Annotated in this window: 13 protein-coding genes; 6 read left to right on the forward strand and 7 right to left on the reverse strand. The window is 66.8% G+C overall.

The features are described from left to right. Nucleotides 1–40 precede the first annotated feature (40 nt). On the reverse strand, nucleotides 41–1,177 hold the full coding sequence (locus L2D01_09080; protein WBQ09046.1) for an isobutyryl-CoA dehydrogenase: 1,137 nt from the start codon (nucleotides 1,175–1,177) through the stop codon (nucleotides 41–43). A 79-nt stretch (nucleotides 1,178–1,256) separates the two neighbouring features. Here L2D01_09080 and hemB point away from each other — a divergent pair, with 79 nt between their 5' ends. Together hemB and L2D01_09090 are read left to right on the forward strand one after the other, a co-directional pair. Next, nucleotides 1,257–2,240 carry a porphobilinogen synthase gene (gene hemB / locus L2D01_09085; GenBank protein WBQ09047.1) on the forward strand — a complete coding sequence of 328 codons (984 nt, stop codon included), beginning with the start codon at nucleotides 1,257–1,259 and terminating at the stop codon, nucleotides 2,238–2,240. Then, nucleotides 2,233–3,369 (forward strand): PLP-dependent transferase, encoded by a 1,137-nt coding sequence (locus L2D01_09090; protein ID WBQ09048.1) that lies wholly within the window; start codon nucleotides 2,233–2,235, stop codon nucleotides 3,367–3,369. Before hemB ends, L2D01_09090 begins: the two co-directional genes overlap by 8 nt. A 20-nt stretch (nucleotides 3,370–3,389) precedes the next feature. On the opposite strand, the gene L2D01_09095 is transcribed toward L2D01_09090, so the two are convergent. Next, nucleotides 3,390–4,181 carry a hypothetical protein gene (locus tag L2D01_09095; protein ID WBQ09049.1) on the reverse strand — a complete coding sequence of 264 codons (792 nt, stop codon included), beginning with the start codon at nucleotides 4,179–4,181 and terminating at the stop codon, nucleotides 3,390–3,392. An 87-nt stretch (nucleotides 4,182–4,268) separates the two neighbouring features. After that, nucleotides 4,269–5,240 (reverse strand): hypothetical protein, encoded by a 972-nt coding sequence (locus tag L2D01_09100; protein WBQ09050.1) that lies wholly within the window; start codon nucleotides 5,238–5,240, stop codon nucleotides 4,269–4,271. Nucleotides 5,241–5,462: 222 nt separating this feature from the next. Here L2D01_09100 and L2D01_09105 point away from each other — a divergent pair, with 222 nt between their 5' ends. Together L2D01_09105 and L2D01_09110 are read left to right on the forward strand one after the other, a co-directional pair. Further along, nucleotides 5,463–7,202, forward strand: a complete 1,740-nt coding sequence (locus tag L2D01_09105; protein WBQ09051.1) for an amidase — start codon at nucleotides 5,463–5,465, stop codon at nucleotides 7,200–7,202. 20 nt (nucleotides 7,203–7,222) lie between these two features. After that, nucleotides 7,223–7,855, forward strand: a complete 633-nt coding sequence (locus L2D01_09110; protein WBQ09052.1) for a glutathione S-transferase family protein — start codon at nucleotides 7,223–7,225, stop codon at nucleotides 7,853–7,855. On the opposite strand, the gene L2D01_09115 is transcribed toward L2D01_09110, so the two are convergent. Next, nucleotides 7,852–9,027 carry a TetR family transcriptional regulator gene (locus L2D01_09115; GenBank protein ID WBQ09053.1) on the reverse strand — a complete coding sequence of 392 codons (1,176 nt, stop codon included), beginning with the start codon at nucleotides 9,025–9,027 and terminating at the stop codon, nucleotides 7,852–7,854. The genes L2D01_09110 and L2D01_09115 overlap by 4 nt on opposite strands. A gap of 336 nt (nucleotides 9,028–9,363) precedes the next feature. On the opposite strand from L2D01_09115, the gene L2D01_09120 reads away from it, so the two are divergent. After that, nucleotides 9,364–11,916, forward strand: coding sequence for a TonB-dependent receptor (locus L2D01_09120; protein WBQ09054.1), 2,553 nt, complete (start codon nucleotides 9,364–9,366; stop codon nucleotides 11,914–11,916). A 60-nt stretch (nucleotides 11,917–11,976) separates the two neighbouring features. Continuing rightward, nucleotides 11,977–13,020, forward strand: a complete 1,044-nt coding sequence (locus tag L2D01_09125; protein WBQ09055.1) for a tyrosine-protein phosphatase — start codon at nucleotides 11,977–11,979, stop codon at nucleotides 13,018–13,020. A gap of 121 nt (nucleotides 13,021–13,141) precedes the next feature. On the opposite strand, the gene L2D01_09130 is transcribed toward L2D01_09125, so the two are convergent. From L2D01_09130 to L2D01_09140, 3 genes are read right to left on the reverse strand one after another with little or no spacing between them, the layout of a single operon-like run. Beyond that, nucleotides 13,142–14,113, reverse strand: a complete 972-nt coding sequence (locus tag L2D01_09130; GenBank protein WBQ09056.1) for an Hsp33 family molecular chaperone HslO — start codon at nucleotides 14,111–14,113, stop codon at nucleotides 13,142–13,144. Then, a complete protein-coding gene (locus tag L2D01_09135; GenBank protein WBQ09057.1) occupies nucleotides 14,110–15,294 on the reverse strand; it encodes an aspartate aminotransferase family protein in 1,185 nt (394 codons plus the stop codon). The genes L2D01_09130 and L2D01_09135 overlap by 4 nt, the downstream gene beginning before the upstream one ends. 52 nt (nucleotides 15,295–15,346) lie before the next feature. Then, nucleotides 15,347–16,210, reverse strand: a complete 864-nt coding sequence (locus tag L2D01_09140) for an ABC transporter permease (protein WBQ09058.1) — start codon at nucleotides 16,208–16,210, stop codon at nucleotides 15,347–15,349. Nucleotides 16,211–16,238: the final 28 nt, after the last annotated feature.

Consider the following 16,238-nt stretch of genomic DNA (forward strand, 5'->3'; position numbering starts at 1 on the left):
GCGTCCGCCTCTTGGGCTGGCCGGGCCGCGCCGCGCGACGCTATTTCAGCAATTCGCGGGCGATGATCACGCGCATGATCTCGTTTGTGCCTTCGAGAATCTGGTGGACGCGCAAGTCCCGCACGATGCGCTCGATCGGATAGTCTTTCAGATAGCCGTACCCGCCATGGATCTGCAGGGCCTCATTGGCGATGCGGAAGCCCAGATCGGTGGCGAAGCGCTTGGCCATGGCGCAGTACTTCGGCGCCGCCGGGTCCTTGCGGTCCAGCGCATCGGCGGCGCGCAAGAGCATGAGCCGGCTCGCTTCCAGCTCAGTGGCCATGTCGGCGAGCTTGAACTGGGTGGCCTGGAACTCGGCGAGCGGCTTGCCGAACTGGCTGCGCTCTTTTGCGTAGGCGATGGCCAGATCCGTCGCCTCCGCCGCCCCGCCCAGCGAGCAGGCGCCGATATTGATGCGCCCGCCATTGAGCCCGTTCATGGCGAACAGGAAGCCTTGGCCCTCTTCGCCCAGACGGTTCGCCGCGGGCACGCGGCAGTCTTCGAATGACACCACGGCGGTGGGCTGGGAATTCCAGCCCATCTTCTTTTCGTTGGCGCCAAAAGACAGCCCCGGCGTGTCCTTCTCCACCACGATGGCCGACACGCCCTTGGGCCCGTCCCCGCCCGTGCGGCACATGACGATATAGAGATCGCTGGCCCCCGCGCCGGAAATGAAGGCCTTGGCGCCGTTGAGCACATAGTCATCACCGTCGCGCACCGCCTTTGTGCGCAGGCTGGCCGCATCCGATCCCGAACCCGGCTCGGTCAGGCAGTAGGAGCCGATCATGTCCATGGCGGTGAGTTTCGGCAGCCAGCGCTGGCGCTGGTCTTCGTCGCCCCAGGTGTCGATCATCCAGGACACCATGTTGTGGATGGAGATGAAGGCGGCCGTCGACACGCAGCCGCGCGAGAGCTGTTCAAAGATCAGCGCGGCGTCCACACGGCTCAGGCCCGATCCGCCAACATCCTCGCGCGTGTAAATGCCGGCAAACCCCATGGCGGCGCTTTCCTTGAGCACATCGACGGGGAAATGCTTCTCCTCGTCCCAGCTGGCGGCATGGGGTTTGAGCCGGTCGTCGGCGAACTTGCGCGCGGCGTCCTGGATCATCGCCTGATCTTCGGTGAGTTCGAACCGCATGGGAAAACCTCCTAGACAAGGGGCGCGCGGGCGGGTGTTGTGCGCGTGCAAGAGCTTACGCAGCGCGAGATACACCGTCATGGCCCAGTTTCCCACCACCCGTCTGCGCCGCATGCGCCAGCATGACTGGTCGCGCCGGCTGATGCGCGAGAACACGCTGACCCCGGATGACCTGGTCTGGACGCTTGTCGTCACCGACAAGGCGCACAGCGAACCGGTGGCCTCCATGCCCGGCGTGACCCGGCTCACAGTGGCAGATGCCGCCAAAGCCGCTGTGGAGGCGCGGTCCCTGGGCATCCCCGCCATCGCGGTGTTTCCCCATATGGACGCCTCGCTGAAAGACGCACACGGCAGTCAGGCGGATAATCCGGACGGGCTGGTGGCGAAAGCCATCAAGGCGATGAAGGACGCCGCGCCGGAGGTGGGGATTATCTGCGATGTCGCCCTCGATCCCTTCACCGATCACGGCCATGACGGGCTGCTTGAGAACGGCGTCATCCTCAATGACCCCACGGTGGAGCGCCTGTGCTCGCAGGCCCTGACCCAGGCGCGGGCGGGCTGCGACGTGATCGCCCCGTCCGACATGATGGACGGGCGCGTGGGCGCCATCCGCGCGGCGCTGGACGGTGAAGGCTTCCAGCACGTGATGATCCTGTCCTACGCCGCCAAATACGCCTCGGCCTTTTACGGCCCCTATCGCGACGCCATCGGCAGCGCTGTGGCGCTCAAGGGCGACAAGAAGACCTATCAGATGGACCCGGCCAATACCGATGAAGCCCTGCGCGAGATGGAGCTCGACATCGCCGAGGGCGCCGACATGGTGATGGTGAAACCAGGGCTTGCCTATCTCGACATCGTGGCGCGGGTGAAGACCGCCTTCGCCCTGCCCACCCTCGTGTTCCAGGTCTCGGGCGAATACGCCATGATCGAGGCGGCCGCCGCAAATGGCTGGATCGACGGTGAGCGCGCCATGCTGGAGAGCCTCTTGGCGTTCAAGCGCGCGGGCGCGGACGGGGTGCTCACTTACTTCGCGCCGCGGGCGGCGAAAATCCTCAATGGCTAAGCGCCCCGAAACTCTCGCCGCCCAGGCGCTGCACCGGATCGATGCGGAGACCGGGGCAGTCATTCCGCCCGTCCACACGGCGACCACCTTTGCGCGCGGCGCCGGCAACGCCCTGATCGGCGCCCATGATTATCTGCGCCCGGAAGGCCCGACCCAGGCCCATGCCGCCGACATCCTCGCCGCGCTGGAAGGCGGCGCGGGCGCGCGCCTGTTCGCCTCAGGGCTCGCCGCCGCCATGGCGGTGTTCGCCACGCTCAAACCCGGCGCCCATGTGGCAGCCCAGACCAAGATGTATTACGGCGCGAAGAAGCTCCTGCATCATCTTGAATCCAGAGGCATTATCGCCCTTACCCTCTTCGATCCCGATGATCCCGATGCGCTGGCCCGCGCCGTGCGCCCGGGTGAAACGGAGCTGGTGTGGATCGAGACGCCTGCCAATCCGCTCTGGTCGCTGGTGGATATCGCGCGCGCCGCAGAGATCGCCCATGGCGCCGGCGCCATACTGGCCGTCGACGGCACCTGCGCCCCGCCCTGCACCACCCGCGCGCTGGATCTGGGCGCTGATCTGGTGATGCATTCAGCCACCAAATACCTCAACGGCCATAGCGATGTGCTGGCCGGCGCGGTGATCACACGCGCGCAGGACGAGCGCTGGCAGGCCCTGTGCGATCATCACAGCCTGACCGGCGCGGTGCCCGGCGCGTTTGAATCCTGGCTGCTCATCCGCGGCCTGCGCACCCTGTTCGTCCGCTTTGAACGCCAGAGCGCCAACGGGCTGAGGGTGGCGCAGGCGCTGACCGGTCACCCGGCCGTCTCCCAAATCCTCTATCCGGGCCTGCCCGATCACCCCGGTCACACCATCGCCGAGCGACAGATGACCGGCGGGTTTGGCGGCCTCCTGTCGATCCGCCTGAAAGGCGGCGCGCCCGCCGCCGCGCGCCTGTGCGCATCAACGCAAGTCTTCATCCAGGCCACCTCCATTGGTGGCGTGGAAAGCCTGATCGAACACCGCAAACCCATCGAAGGCCCAATGAGCCCCACCCCGGACGATCTGGTGCGCCTGTCCTGCGGCATCGAGGCGGCGGACGATCTGATCGGGGATCTGACGGAAGCGTTGGGGCGGAGGTGAGGCTAGGGGGATCGCTCCCCTCAAAACTCCGTCCACCGGTCCCGCACGCCCAGCTCGCGGAACACCGCCTGCCAGTGGGCGCGGATGAGGGTGCGTTCCTCGGCGTTCCAGCCGGGCTGGTCCACGTAATACACGTCGAGCTCCAGCCCGCGCAGCCCGTCGCCATACTCGTTGCGGATGGCTTGCGCCACCTGATCGGGAGCGGGAAGGCGGTTGCGCAAATCCTGGCGCGTCGGGCTGTAAACCGTGTAGAGCCGCGTGTTCTGGAACATGTCGGAGATCAGCACGATCCGGCGGCGCGGGACGGTGGGGTCGAATTCGGGCCGTGTGGTCAGCTCGGCCAGTGATTCCAGCAGCGGGGTGATCGGCGACTCGATGAGGTCGAACAGGCCTTCCAGCGCCAGGTCCAGCGGCCGGTCGAATAGCGCCTCATAGCGCGCCTGTACGCGCTGGGGGTTGCGGTAGAGCGGGTTGATCTGGTCGCCGCGGCCCGGATTGCACACCGAGAACCGGTTGGTGTTGCGGATCTCGCCGCGGTGATTGAGCTCATACACTGACAGGCGCTCGCCGATGGCCAGGCCATTGCGCGCGTTCACGATGGTCTGGCGGATCTGGTCGGCCTGGGCGGGGGTGTAGATCACTTCGGTGCGGTCGATCATGACCACCACATGGGGCGGGGTCTCGCCGGCCAGGCACAGTGTCTCGGGATCGTATTCCTCGGGCTGCAGGCTGATCGCCGCATAGCTGATTGCGCCCAGCACCCCGATCACCACGGCTATGTTGAAAAAGCCTATCAGGTCTTTCGAGCGCATGGCGTCCTCCCCCGTCGTCCGCTGGCGTTAACCGTGAGCATGGGGCGCCGGGGCGCTCAGCGCCAGCCCCGGCCGGTCACATTCAGCCTAGCGGCGCTCGTAGGGCGGCGGCTCTGAATCATAGGACGCGTCAGGCTCCCCCGCAGGCCCGGCCTTGCCCTGCGCCATGCGCTCATAGCGCGCCGCCGACCCGGCATAGTCGCGGGCGAAGAACTCATCCATGTCGATCTTGAGGCCCTCAGCCAGCTCCAGCGTGCGCAGGTCCGCGTCTTCCTTGCGGTACTGACGCTTCATCACTTCAGACAGATGGGCCGACGCCGCTACCGCCCGGCGCTGCACTGCGCCATAGCCGATCAGGGAGTCGTCAAACGTGGCGCCCTTGAACGCGGCGATGGCCGCAAACGTGATGCCGAGGATGAACAGCAACAAGGCCTCCAGCGTCTCGAACGGCTGGAAAGTCAGCGCGCGGGTCACAGGCGTCAGGATCTCGCCATTGGCCGCAAACTCGCCGGTCATCGCCATCGTCGCCGCCTGGATTTCCAAAAGGTCGCGATAATGTGCGGCGGAGAAGTTCAGGAACACGATGAAGGCCACCGCCAGCGGCACGCCCACCACCGCCACCCAGAAGGAGAAGGGCCGGCTGACCGGGTTCTGCAACAGGCGCAGGCCCAGAAACCCGATCAGGAAGAAGGCCGCGATGACATTGGTGAAGGCCACGGTGATGGCCTGGATCCACCCGCCCAGCAGGCCCAGATCCGAGCCCTTGGAGAAGAAATACGCATTGGCCAGGCCCTCAAACAGCACCAGCGCCGCCAGGATCGAGAAATGCATGATGTGGCTGTCAGGATAGGAGGCCGCGCGCGTCACCTTGTGGCGGGCGCGAAAGTCGGTGTAGGCGGAAAACGCGGCGGCCGCATTCTTCCACGCCGCGTCCAGCCGGTTGTCGACGCCGGGGCGCGCATCCAGCGTCAGCCCGTCCGGGGTCTGCGTATCCGCCGTCTGGCCCGGCGCCAGATAGCGCGGCCTCTGACCTTGTCGGCTATTGATTCCATCACGCATATTCAGCCCCTTTTAGAGTCGGAAGGCACCCAGCGCCCATACATTAACCAAACAGCAGAATCGTCCAGAACGAAGGCAGTCTTTGAAGAATTTCGCGCCATTCCCGCCACAATTGGGTTTTGAGCCCGATGACTTGACGCCCGCCGCAACGCAGCCGTTCATGAACCTTAACGCCGCGCCGGGTGAACGCCCGGTGAACAGGTCTGATCCGGGGATATTTCAATGACGAATCAAATTCTTGATCCACGCGCCACCCGCCGCGGCGTGCTCGCCCTGATGGCCGGGGCCGGCGCGGGCGGCGCGCTCGCCGCCTGTTCACAGCCCGCGCCTGTGCGCCCTGAAGGCCTGAGCGCGCAGACGCTGGCCTGCGCCGAGACCCTGTCGGGCGTCACCTATACCCCGGCGGAGCGCGAGCAGATGCTGACCGGGCTGGAGGCGTGGCAGGCGCGCGCCGAACGCCTGCGCGCGCTGGAAAAGCCCAATGGCCTGCACCCGGGCCTGATCTTCGAACCGCGCCTGCCGGGGCGAGCGTTCCGCGGACAGGCCAATGCGGTCACCGGCCTGCCAGCTGATCCCGGCCCCCTGCCCTCCGATCCGGTCGACATCGCCTATGCCCCGGTCTGGCGCCTCGCCGGCTGGATGACCCGCGGCGCGATCACCAGCGCGCAGCTGACCGAGCTTTATCTCGCCCGCATCACGGCCCACGCCGATCAGCTGGAATGCTTCGTCCATGTCAGCGCGGACCGCGCCCGGGCCGAAGCCGCCGCCCGTGATTCCGAGCGCGCTGCGGGCCAGGTGCGCGGACCCCTGCATGGCGTGCCCTATGCACTCAAGGACATTATCGACGTCGAAGACCTGCCCGCCACCTGGGGCGCCAGCGTCTACGCGGACCGCATCGGCAGCGAGACCGCTGTCATCGCCCGGCGCCTGGAAGCCGCCGGCGCGGTGTTGCTGGGCAAGGCGACCAGCGGGGCCATCGCCTATGGCGATATCTGGTATGACGGGGTGACGCGCAATCCGTTCAATCCGGCGGAAGGCAGCTCCGGCTCCTCGGCCGGTCCGGCCTCGGCCACGGCGGCGGCCCTGTGCGCCTTTGCCATCGGGACCGAGACGCTGGGCTCCATCGTTTCGCCCTCGCACCGCTGCGGATCGACCGGCCTGCGGCCCACCTTCGGGCGGGTGGCGCGCACCGGCGCCATGGCCCTGTGCTGGTCGCTCGACAAGATCGGCCCCATCGTGCGCTCGGCGCCCGACGCGGCGCTGGTGCTGGCCGCCATCAATGGCGGCGATGACGGCGATCCGGCCAGCCGCAATCACGGTTTTGAGGCCGATTTCACCCGCGACCTCACCGGCCTGCGCGTGGGCTATAACCCGGACTGGTTCGAAAACGCCGCCGATCCCGACCGCGCCGCGCTGGAGGCGGCGCGCAGCCTGGGCGTGACGCTCGTCCCGTTCGAGGTTGATGACAGGCCCTGGGACGCCATGCTGATGCAGCTTGAGGCCGAGGCCGCCGCTGCGTTCGAACATCTGACGCTGCAGGACCTGGATGACCGCCTGCGCTGGCAGGATGATGCGGCCTGGCCCAATACCTGGCGGCGCACGCGCTTTCTGTCTGCGGTGGATCTCATCAATGCCGACCGGCTGCGCCGCGAGGCCATGGAGATGATGGATGCGCGGTTCGCAGACCTCGACGCCGTGATCGGGCCGAACTTCGCAGGGTCCATGCTTCTGATCACCAATTATACCGGCCACCCCCAGCTGGCCTTCCGCTCCGGCTTTATCGAGGCGCCCACCCGCACCATTTTTGGCGAGCCGGCCGATGACAGCGGCACGCTGCACCGCGTGCCCTACGCCACCAGCCTGTGGGCGCCGCTCTATGAAGAGGGCGTGATCCTGGCGCTGGGCGCGGCGATCGAAGCGCGCCTGGGCGTGGCGGTCGCGCGTCCGGCGCAATTTTCCTGACACGGAGAAGGCTGATCCCCATGATGACATTCTATGACTGCGCCACCGCCCCCTCGCCCCGGCGCGCACGCATGGTGATCGCGGAAAAGCGCGTGGATGTTGAGCGGGTGGAGATCGATCTGCGCTCCGGCGCGCACTTCGCCCCGGAATTCCAGGCCATCAATCCGCGCTGCACTGTGCCGGTATTGGTGACCGAAGACGGCGAGGCGCTGTGCGATAACGCAGCCATCGTGCGCTATCTTGAAGCCCTCTACCCCGACCCGCCTCTGCTGGGCCGGTCGCCTCTGGAGCAGGCGCGCACCGCGGAATGGGTGTGGCGGGTGGAGAGCGAAGGCCTGATGGCGATCATGGGGGTGTTGCGCAACACGTCCAAGGCCCTCAAAGACCGCGCCCTGCCTGGCCCCGACCCCGTGCCGCAAATCCCGCAGCTCGCCGAACGCGGCCGCGCCCGCGGCCAGCGCTTCTTCACAGTTCTGGACCAACGCCTGCGCCAGACCCCCTGGCTCGCCGGCGACGCGTTCAGCTTCGCCGATATCTCCGCCCTGGTCTTCGTGGACTTTGCAGGGTGGGTGAAGATGGAGCCCGAGGCGGAGCTGGAGGCGCTGAGCGCGTGGCGCGAGGCCTGCCGGGCGCGGCCAAGCGGGCAGGTCTAGCCCGGCCCCAGCAGGTTAAGCCGGCCGAGCGTCCTGCCACGGACAAACGCGGCGCGCTCCCCGGGCGGCGTCAGGCGCAGGCGGGCCAGCATCCCGAACGTACACAGCGACCAGACGAAGGCATCGGTGCGCGTGACCGCCGCCGGCGGCTCGGCCACGGCGCGCAATACGGCCAGGGACGTCTCGCCGCGCATGGCCACCAGAGACCGGGCGAGCCCCGACAGAGCCGCGTCGGTCTGGGCGAAAATGACCAGCTCCTCCATGATCAGCATGGATACGGCGATATCCCCGTTCGCCGTCAGCAGGCTGGACGCGCTGCCCTCGGCCAGCTGGCTGCGCGTCATCCGCCATGTGCCGCCCGACTGGGCGCGCGCGCCTTCGGACAGGGCGGCGTGGGCGTGTTCGAAGGCGCAGCGCAAAATGTCCGGGCGCGAGGTGAAATGCCGTGTGGTGGCCCCCAGGGGCACGCCTGCCTCGCGCGCCAGCACGCGATGGTTCACCGCGTCCGCGCCGTCGCGCGCGACGATGTCCAGTGCCGCCTGGATGATGCGCTGGCTGGCGCTGTGACCGGGCGCAGCGGGCGGGCGCTCATGGCTGCGCACCAGAGCGCCATGCAGGGCATCAAACAGGTCCGGGGCCGCATCGTCTCCGGTGCCCACCCCCGACAGGCGCGCGGCAAACCGCCGGGCAGCCAGATTGGCCAGGGTCAGGCCCGCTTGGTCGGACATGGCGGGCGAGACCAGCAGATCACACGACAGATAGAACTCCGCCAGATGGTCTTGCGCCTCGACACCCAGCTGGAACTGCGCCGCGATCTGGCCGGCAAAGGCCTCCACCGCGGCCATCCAGTCCTGTGCCAGGCCGGCCAGCCCGGGGACACGCCCGGCATTGATCCAGAGGATGCGCTCCAGCGCGACCGTATCGCTGTTCAGCGCGCGGCGCATGACAAAGGCAGACAGCCAGTCAGCCAGATGCTCCGGGCCGGTCACCGACTCGGCGAGCGCCCCGGCCGCATCCGCCAGCCAGGCCTGGTGCCGGACCAGCTCGTCTTCATAGACCGCGCCGATGAGCCCGTTGCGGTCCTTGAAATGGTAATTGACCAGCGACACGCTGACCTGCGCCGCCTCGGCGACGCGGCGCGCAGTGGCCTCGCGCAGCCCGTGCCGGCTCATCAGCATGCGGGCGGACGACACAAGGCGTGCACGGACTGAAGACGCAGGGTCACACAGCATGCGCGCACGCTAACGCCATTCACCGACCCGCGCCAGCACGCGCGCCCTTCGGTACATTCGTTCGAATTTACCCATTTGATTACAGCGTGACGCCGCCGCTTCACAATGCGCGGGCGCGACCCAAGCACCGGTTTGGAAAGCTTTTTGGCGCGGTTAAACTGTCAGGATCAGGACATTTATTCGTAAAACTATCGCGAAATTGTCGAGAAAAATTGACTCGGTACGTTTGTTCAATGGCGCGATATCGAGGGCTCCATTTGCGCCGGAGGGGCCCCCATGAAACGCACTGCCTTGTTCTTGAGCATATCCACCGCAGCCCTGATGACCGGAGCCGCCAGCGCCCAAAGCGCCGCGCCCGCGACCCAGGAAGATGCCAGCATGGACGTCGTGCGCGTCACGGCATCGCCGATCCGCGACTCCCAGGCAGCCTCGATCGCCCAGAAGCGCGATGCGGACAATTTCATCGATGTGATCGCGGCCGATACGATCGGACGCTTCCCTGACCAGAACGCGGCTGACGCGCTGGGCCGCCTGCCCGGCCTGGCCATCCAGCGCGACCAGGGCCAGGCGCGCTACATCAACTTCCGCGGCATGCCGGAGCGCTGGACGACCGTGGCGTTTGACGGGATCGAAGTGCTCGGTGCCGAAGGCGGGCGCGTGCCCCGGTTCGACTCCATTCCCACCGTGATCGTGGGTTCGATCGAGGCGATCAAGACCCTGACCCCGTCTCTCTCGGCCGAGGCTGTGGCCGGCACGATCAACATCAACACCTTCAACCCGTTCTCGATTGAAGGCTTCGGCTTCAATGGGGAAGCGGGCTATGGCAGCAATGATCTGGGCGACGGGCCCCAGCGCCAGCTGGCCGGCCGGGCCTCATGGTCGAACGACCGTTTCGGCGTCCTGGCGGCGCTGTCCCACTACCGCAATAATCAGATTACGGACAATCGCGAGTATTCCTATGAAGAGGTTGGCGGCGTCATGCTGCCTGAAGACCTCGATTTCCGCACGTACTCGCTGGAACGCGAGACCAATGCGGCCAACCTCCATGTGGAATTCCGGCCCGATGACACAACGCGCGTGTTTGTGTCGACCCTGTACAGCGAGTTCATCGACCGCGAGACGCGCGACCAGTTCGTGTTCGATCTGGGCGGGCGCCCGGGCCGCGGCGTGCAGACCGGCACCGTGGTGGCGGTACCGATCCAGCGCCTGCTTCAGGACGGGCGCTACAACAACAATACCTGGACGACGACTGCGGGGTCTGACTTTGACGCTGCCGGATGGCGCGTGGAAGCCCGCCTGAACTATACCGAGACGGAAAGCTCCACGATCCTGCCCATCCCGCTGTCCGTTCTCGCTGTACCCAATGTCAGTCTGCCCACCGTGGTCTACGACCGCACCGACCCGCGCTTTGTGACGGTCAATCTGCTCCAGACCCGATTCACCCCCGCGCCGTCGGTGGGCGGCCCTCTGCCCGCCATCCCGCAATCGGGTCCGCTGGCAGCCAATCTGTCGATCCTGTTTGGCGATGTGCTCGAAACCGACGCCTGGAAGCTCCAGGCCGATGCCAGCCGGGACATCGAGCTGGGCGGTCATGACACCACGATCGAGTTCGGCGTCCAGTACGACACACGCTCGGCCACCGGCGGCAATCCGGGCAGCAATCTGGGTGCCCTCCTGCGCCCCTTCCCGGCCTCGGTGAACATTGACGCTTTCCAGACAGACCGTCCGTGGACGTCGGACTTCCCGCGCGGTTTCGACGTCTTCCTGTATGACAATGAGGGCATTCGAAAAGCCTGGGCCGAAGCGGTGGGCGGCTTCAATCTGTCGATCGCTCCCGATCAGGCCATCAGCATCGAGGAAGACATCCTCGCTGCCTACGCTCAGGCGACCGTGAACTGGGGGCGGTCCACCCTGGTCACCGGCGCGCGCGTAGAGCACAGCGACTACACCACGGCCGGGTTCGCGGTGACTGCGGCCGGTCCCCAGCCGCTCTCGATCTCACAGAGCGATACGCGCCTCTTCCCCAGCGTGAACTACAGCTTCGACGCCAGCGAAACGGTCAAGCTGCGCGCCGGCCTGACCACCGGCATCAGCCGCCCGGACTACCGCGAGCTGCGCGCCAGCGCCGTGGTGGACGCCTCCAACAATGTGGTGATTGGCGGCAATCCGCGCCTGCAGGCCGAAGAGGCCTGGGGCGTGGACGCAGCGGTCGAGTGGTACCCCAATGCCGGCGGCATCCTGGCGGTCAGCGCCTTCTCGCGCTGGGTGGACAATGTCATCTTTGATGCCTCCACAACCCTGGCCGACGACCGCTTCGGCCCGGGCACGGCCGGCTTTGACTACGTCACCGTGGACAACGGGTCCGATGGCCGCCTGACGGGTGTGGAGCTGAACTATCAGCAGCAATGGACCTTCCTGCCCGGCCCGCTGGATGGCTTCGGCTTCCAGGGCAATATCACGCTCATCGACAGCGAGTTCACAGCGCCCGACGGCCGCGCCCTGCCCCTGCCGGGCACGTCGGACCTGATCTACAACGCCTCGCTCTATTACGAGAATTACGGCCTGTCGCTGCGTCTCAACTATTCCTGGCGCGATGACTGGCTGTCCTCGATCGAGACCGACATCAACGCCGACAATTACTGGGGTGCCTACGAGCGTCTCGATTTCTCGGCCCGCTACCAGGTCGCTGACTTTGCGACCTTGTATTTCGACGCCAACAACCTGACCGACGAGCTGGGCGTGCGCTACCAGAACCGCGACCGCAGCCTGCCCACCGAGGTCGAAGGGTTCGGCCGCCGCTTCATGGCCGGCATCCGCGTCAGCTACTAGACACACCGCCAGGGCCGGGGGGCACACGCCCCCCGGCCCACTGGCCGTCAGGAGGACATCATGCGCCTATGGCTCGCCTGCCTTTGCCTGGTCATCGCCGCCCCGGCGGTGGAGGCCCAATATGCCCTGTCGCGGTCCGATGCGGGGCAGCTGACCCTGTCCTGGACCAACGTTCCGGCGCCCAGCGCCATTGCCGTCAGCAGCGATCCGTCTGATTTTGACGCCGCATCCTTCATGCCGGTGGCCGTGCAGGGTCAGTCTGTCGCCATCCCGGCCGATGCGATCGCCGGCCGGCCTTATGTGCGCGTGCGCACGTCGTCAGGGAGCGAGTACACCGTGGCTGAACGCCTGCTGCCGCTGGAAGGCGGGAAGAATTTCCGGGATCTGGGCGGGTATGAAACCGCCGATGGCCGCCGCGTGCGCTGGGGCCGCCTGTACCGCTCGGGCGTGATGACCGGCCTGACCGACAATGACTACCGCTATCTGAGCGGGCTCGGGATCGGTGTGGTCTGTGATTTCCGTGCCTCCAGCGAACGCGGCGCCGAGCCGACCGACTGGCGCGCCGGCACGGTGGAGACACTGGACTGGGACTACGAGATCGACACCGCCGTGTTCGCAGAAGCCTTCGCCGGCGGCATGTCGGAGGCCAATTCGGCCGCTGCATTCGCCGGTTTTTACCGCGTGATGCCCACCGAGTTCGCCGGCCGGTTCGCGGCCCTGTTCCGCTCGCTGGAAACCGGTCCGCAGGCGACGACCTTCCATTGCTCGGCGGGCAAGGACCGCACCGGCGTGGCCGCGGCCCTGATCCTGAAGGCGCTGGGCGTGCCGCGCGAGGTGGTGCTGGCTGACTACGCCCTGTCCGACACATTCGTCGATTACATGGCCGATATTGAAGCCAGCCGCGCCTCGGTGGACGCGGACGATCCGGCCGCCTTCTGGGTCAATCTGCCTGATGAGGTCCTCGCGCCCTTCATGCGCTCGGACCCCGCCTATCTGGCCGCCGCCCTGGACCAGATCGAGGCCGACCACGGCAGCGTGGAGGCTTATCTGACCGAGGTTCTGGGCGCGGACCTGGAACGGCTCAGAGCGCTGTATCTGGAATAGGCACGGCACGAGGGGGGCGCGACGGCGTGCCCCCGCACCGCCGGCTGGATGCACGCCCGGCGCACGGGGGCAGGACCGCACAGCGCCGCCTGTCAGCGCCGCGCCGCAGGCACCGCCCGCCTCAATCGTTCGCGCTGGCCGCAGAATCGATCTCGGTCGCCGTGAAGGCCCATTCGCGATTGCAGTATTCGCACGTCATCGCCACCGAGCCGTCGGCCGCGCTCATATGCTCGCGGTCATCGCTGGGAAAGCGCGCCAGCAGGCGGGCGAGCGCGGCGCGTTCACAGCTGCAGCGGCGCGGCGCCGGCCGTCCCGGCTCCACGCGCACGCCGTCCTCGTGGAACAGGCGGTAAAGCACCTCGCCGGCGCTGAGCTTGGGGTCGAGCAATTCGTCATCGCCCAGGGTTTCAAACAGGGCGCGCGCATGATCGAACGCCTCCTGACTGTCGCCGCGCGCCGCGTCACCGGCGATGCGCTGGATCAGCGCCCCGCCCGCGCGCCACACCGTGCGCCCGCCATCGAGCATTTCGCGGCCCACCGCCAGGCGCAGGCGCGAGGGCACCTGTTCGGACTGGTCAAAATAATGTTCCGCGCTGTCGGCCAACGTGTCGCCGGTGATCAGGGTCAGGCCCTGATAGCGCTCCATGCCCGGACCGGGATCCAGCGTCATGGCGAAATGGCCCTCGCCGCCCAGCAGATCGCGCGCGCCGGCCTTGCCCTCGGCTTCCAGCGCGGCCACACGCTCGGCATCGTATTTGGCGTAGGCGCGCACGCCCTCGCCCGGGACGAAATCGGCCACCACGAAGGACACCGCGCCCTCGCCCTCGATCTGGCGCCCGCCCGAACTCGGCCCGCTGGCCTGAATGATCAGCTTGCCGTCAAATTTGAGCGAATCCCCGATCAGCACCACCAGCAAGGCCGCTTCGCCCACCAAGCGCGCGACGCTGTCAGGATAGGCGTGGGCGGACAGAATCTCGTCCGCCGCCGCGCCCAGACGCACCATGCGCCCGCGCACGGGGCGGCCCTCCAGCTGGAAGCTGATGACGCGATCATCACCCGCGCCAGCCTCGCCTGGCGCAACGGGGCGCATCATTGCGGCTCCAGCGCGGTGAGCGCCGCATCCAGCGCCGCCACGGCCTCGCGCACATGGGTTTCGTCAATGATCAGCGGCGGCGCCAGACGCGCCACATTATCCCCGGCCGCGCCCATCAACAGGTGATTGGCGCGCGCATGGGCGGCCAGATCCTTGTTCACAAAGCCGTCTTTCAGCTTCAGCCCGATCAGCAGGCCGCGCCCGCGCAGCTCCGCCACCTTATGCGAATGCGCATCCACCAGACCCGACAATTGCTGGCGCAGCGTGTTGGAGATGGCGTTGACGTGATCGAGGAAGCCGTCCCGGGTCAGTTCGTCATAGACGGCGTTGCCCACCGCCATGGCCAGCGGATTGCCGCCAAAGGTGGACCCGTGCGTGCCCACTTTCATATGCGCGCCCGCCGCATCGGTGGTCAGGCACGCGCCCATGGGAAAGCCCCCGCCCACGCCCTTGGCCACGGCCATGATGTCGGGCGCAGCGGAACCGGCCCACTCATGGGCCCACAGCTTGCCGGTGCGCCCGGCGCCGCACTGCACCTCGTCATAGATCAGCAAAAGCCCGTGATCATCGCACAACTCACGAAGCCCACGCAGGCAGACATCGGGGATGGCGCGCACGCCGCCCTCGCCCTGCACCGGCTCGACCAGGATGGCCGCGGTTTCCTCGGTGACAGCGGTTTTGAGCGCCTCGTGATCGCCGAAGGGGACCTGGTCAAATCCCTCCATGCGCGGTCCGAAGCCTTCGAGATAGGCCGGATTGCCGCCCGCATTGATCGCCCCGAAGGTGCGGCCATGGAAGGCGCCGGTGAAGGTGATGATGCGGTAGCGGTCCGGGCGGCCATTGGCGAAATGGTAATGGCGCGCGGTTTTCAGCGCGCACTCCATCGCCTCAGTGCCTGAATTGGTGAAGAACACCCGGTCAGCGAAGCTGTCGCGGCAATACTTGTCCGCCAGTTCGATCTGGCCGGGCACGCGGAACATGTTCGAGGTATGCCATAGCGTCCCGGCCTGCGCTTTGAGCGCCGCTACAGCGGCCGGGTGGCAATGGCCAAGCCCGTTCACGGCGATGCCGGAGATAAAATCGAGATAGCGCGCGCCGCCGCGCGCATGGAGATATACCCCCTCGCCCCGCTCGAAATCGATATCGGGCGGCGAATAGGTATCCATCAACGGTCTGGCCATGCGCAAAAGCCCCCAGGTTCAAAAATTCAGCCCTGATCTAGGCCCCTTCGCCTCAGCTCTTCAAGCGCCAGCCCGAGCGCAATAGCAGATAGCATGACGTGATCAGCACCAGATTGAGCCCCGCCGTCACCGCCATGCCGAGCCCCAGATGACTGTCGCCCGCCCCGATAAACCCGTACCGGAACCCGTCGATCAGGAAGAAGACAGGGTTGATATGGCTGATGGTGTAGAAAGGCTCGGGCAGGATTTCCACCGAGTAGAAAGTGCCCGACAGGAAGGCGAGCGGCAGGATGATGAAATTGGTCACCACGGCGAGATGATCAAACTTCTCCGCCCACAGCCCCGCCATCACCCCGATCACGCCCATCATCAGCGCCGCCGATAGGCCGAAATAGGCCACCGCCCAGGGATGCGCCACGCTCATGTCGACAAACGGCGCGATGCACACCGCAGTGGCCACGCCCACCAGCACGCCGCGCGTCACGGCGCCGCCGATGAAAGCGGCAGCGAGCTCTGCCGGTGACAAAGGCGGCATCAGGAAGTCTGTGGTGTTGTTCATCATCTTCGCCCCGATGAGCGAGGAGGATGAATTGGCGAAGGCGTTGTTGAGCACGCCCAGCATGACCAGGCCCGGCGCCAGGAAGCTGGCATAGGCCACGCCGAGTATCTCGCCGCGCTGGGCGCCGATGGCCAGCGAGAACACGATCATGAACAGGAGCGAGGTGACCACCGGCGCCAGCACCGTCTGGAAATGCACCTTCAAAAAGCGGCGCACCTCCTTCTTGTAGAGCGTCCACAGCCCCAGCCAGTTAACCGCGCCAAACGCGCGCGGATGCGGCGTGGCCAAAGCGGCCGGCGCCGTCTTGGGGCGCGCCGCTGCGGCGGGGGCGGTGTTTGCAGGCCGGTCTTCAGGCATGGGCGACCTCTCCTGGCGTGTCAGCGCT

This window comes from Hyphomonadaceae bacterium ML37 (assembly GCA_027627685.1).
Taxonomy (GTDB): Bacteria; Pseudomonadota; Alphaproteobacteria; order Caulobacterales; family Maricaulaceae; genus Oceanicaulis.

What these genes read in the sequence shown, in the direction of transcription:
- L2D01_09080 (WBQ09046.1), bottom strand. Translation starts at nt 1,177, where the DNA reads ATGCGGTTCGAACTCACCGAAGATCAGGCGATGATCCAGGACGCCGCG.
- hemB (WBQ09047.1), top strand. Translation starts at nt 1,257, where the DNA reads ATGGCCCAGTTTCCCACCACCCGTCTGCGCCGCATGCGCCAGCATGAC.
- L2D01_09090 (WBQ09048.1), top strand. Translation starts at nt 2,233, where the DNA reads ATGGCTAAGCGCCCCGAAACTCTCGCCGCCCAGGCGCTGCACCGGATC.
- L2D01_09095 (WBQ09049.1), bottom strand. Translation starts at nt 4,181, where the DNA reads ATGCGCTCGAAAGACCTGATAGGCTTTTTCAACATAGCCGTGGTGATC.
- L2D01_09100 (WBQ09050.1), bottom strand. Translation starts at nt 5,240, where the DNA reads ATGCGTGATGGAATCAATAGCCGACAAGGTCAGAGGCCGCGCTATCTG.
- L2D01_09105 (WBQ09051.1), top strand. Translation starts at nt 5,463, where the DNA reads ATGACGAATCAAATTCTTGATCCACGCGCCACCCGCCGCGGCGTGCTC.
- L2D01_09110 (WBQ09052.1), top strand. Translation starts at nt 7,223, where the DNA reads ATGATGACATTCTATGACTGCGCCACCGCCCCCTCGCCCCGGCGCGCA.
- L2D01_09115 (WBQ09053.1), bottom strand. Translation starts at nt 9,027, where the DNA reads ATGAGCCGGCACGGGCTGCGCGAGGCCACTGCGCGCCGCGTCGCCGAG.
- L2D01_09120 (WBQ09054.1), top strand. Translation starts at nt 9,364, where the DNA reads ATGAAACGCACTGCCTTGTTCTTGAGCATATCCACCGCAGCCCTGATG.
- L2D01_09125 (WBQ09055.1), top strand. Translation starts at nt 11,977, where the DNA reads ATGCGCCTATGGCTCGCCTGCCTTTGCCTGGTCATCGCCGCCCCGGCG.
- L2D01_09130 (WBQ09056.1), bottom strand. Translation starts at nt 14,113, where the DNA reads ATGATGCGCCCCGTTGCGCCAGGCGAGGCTGGCGCGGGTGATGATCGC.
- L2D01_09135 (WBQ09057.1), bottom strand. Translation starts at nt 15,294, where the DNA reads ATGGCCAGACCGTTGATGGATACCTATTCGCCGCCCGATATCGATTTC.
- L2D01_09140 (WBQ09058.1), bottom strand. Translation starts at nt 16,210, where the DNA reads ATGCCTGAAGACCGGCCTGCAAACACCGCCCCCGCCGCAGCGGCGCGC.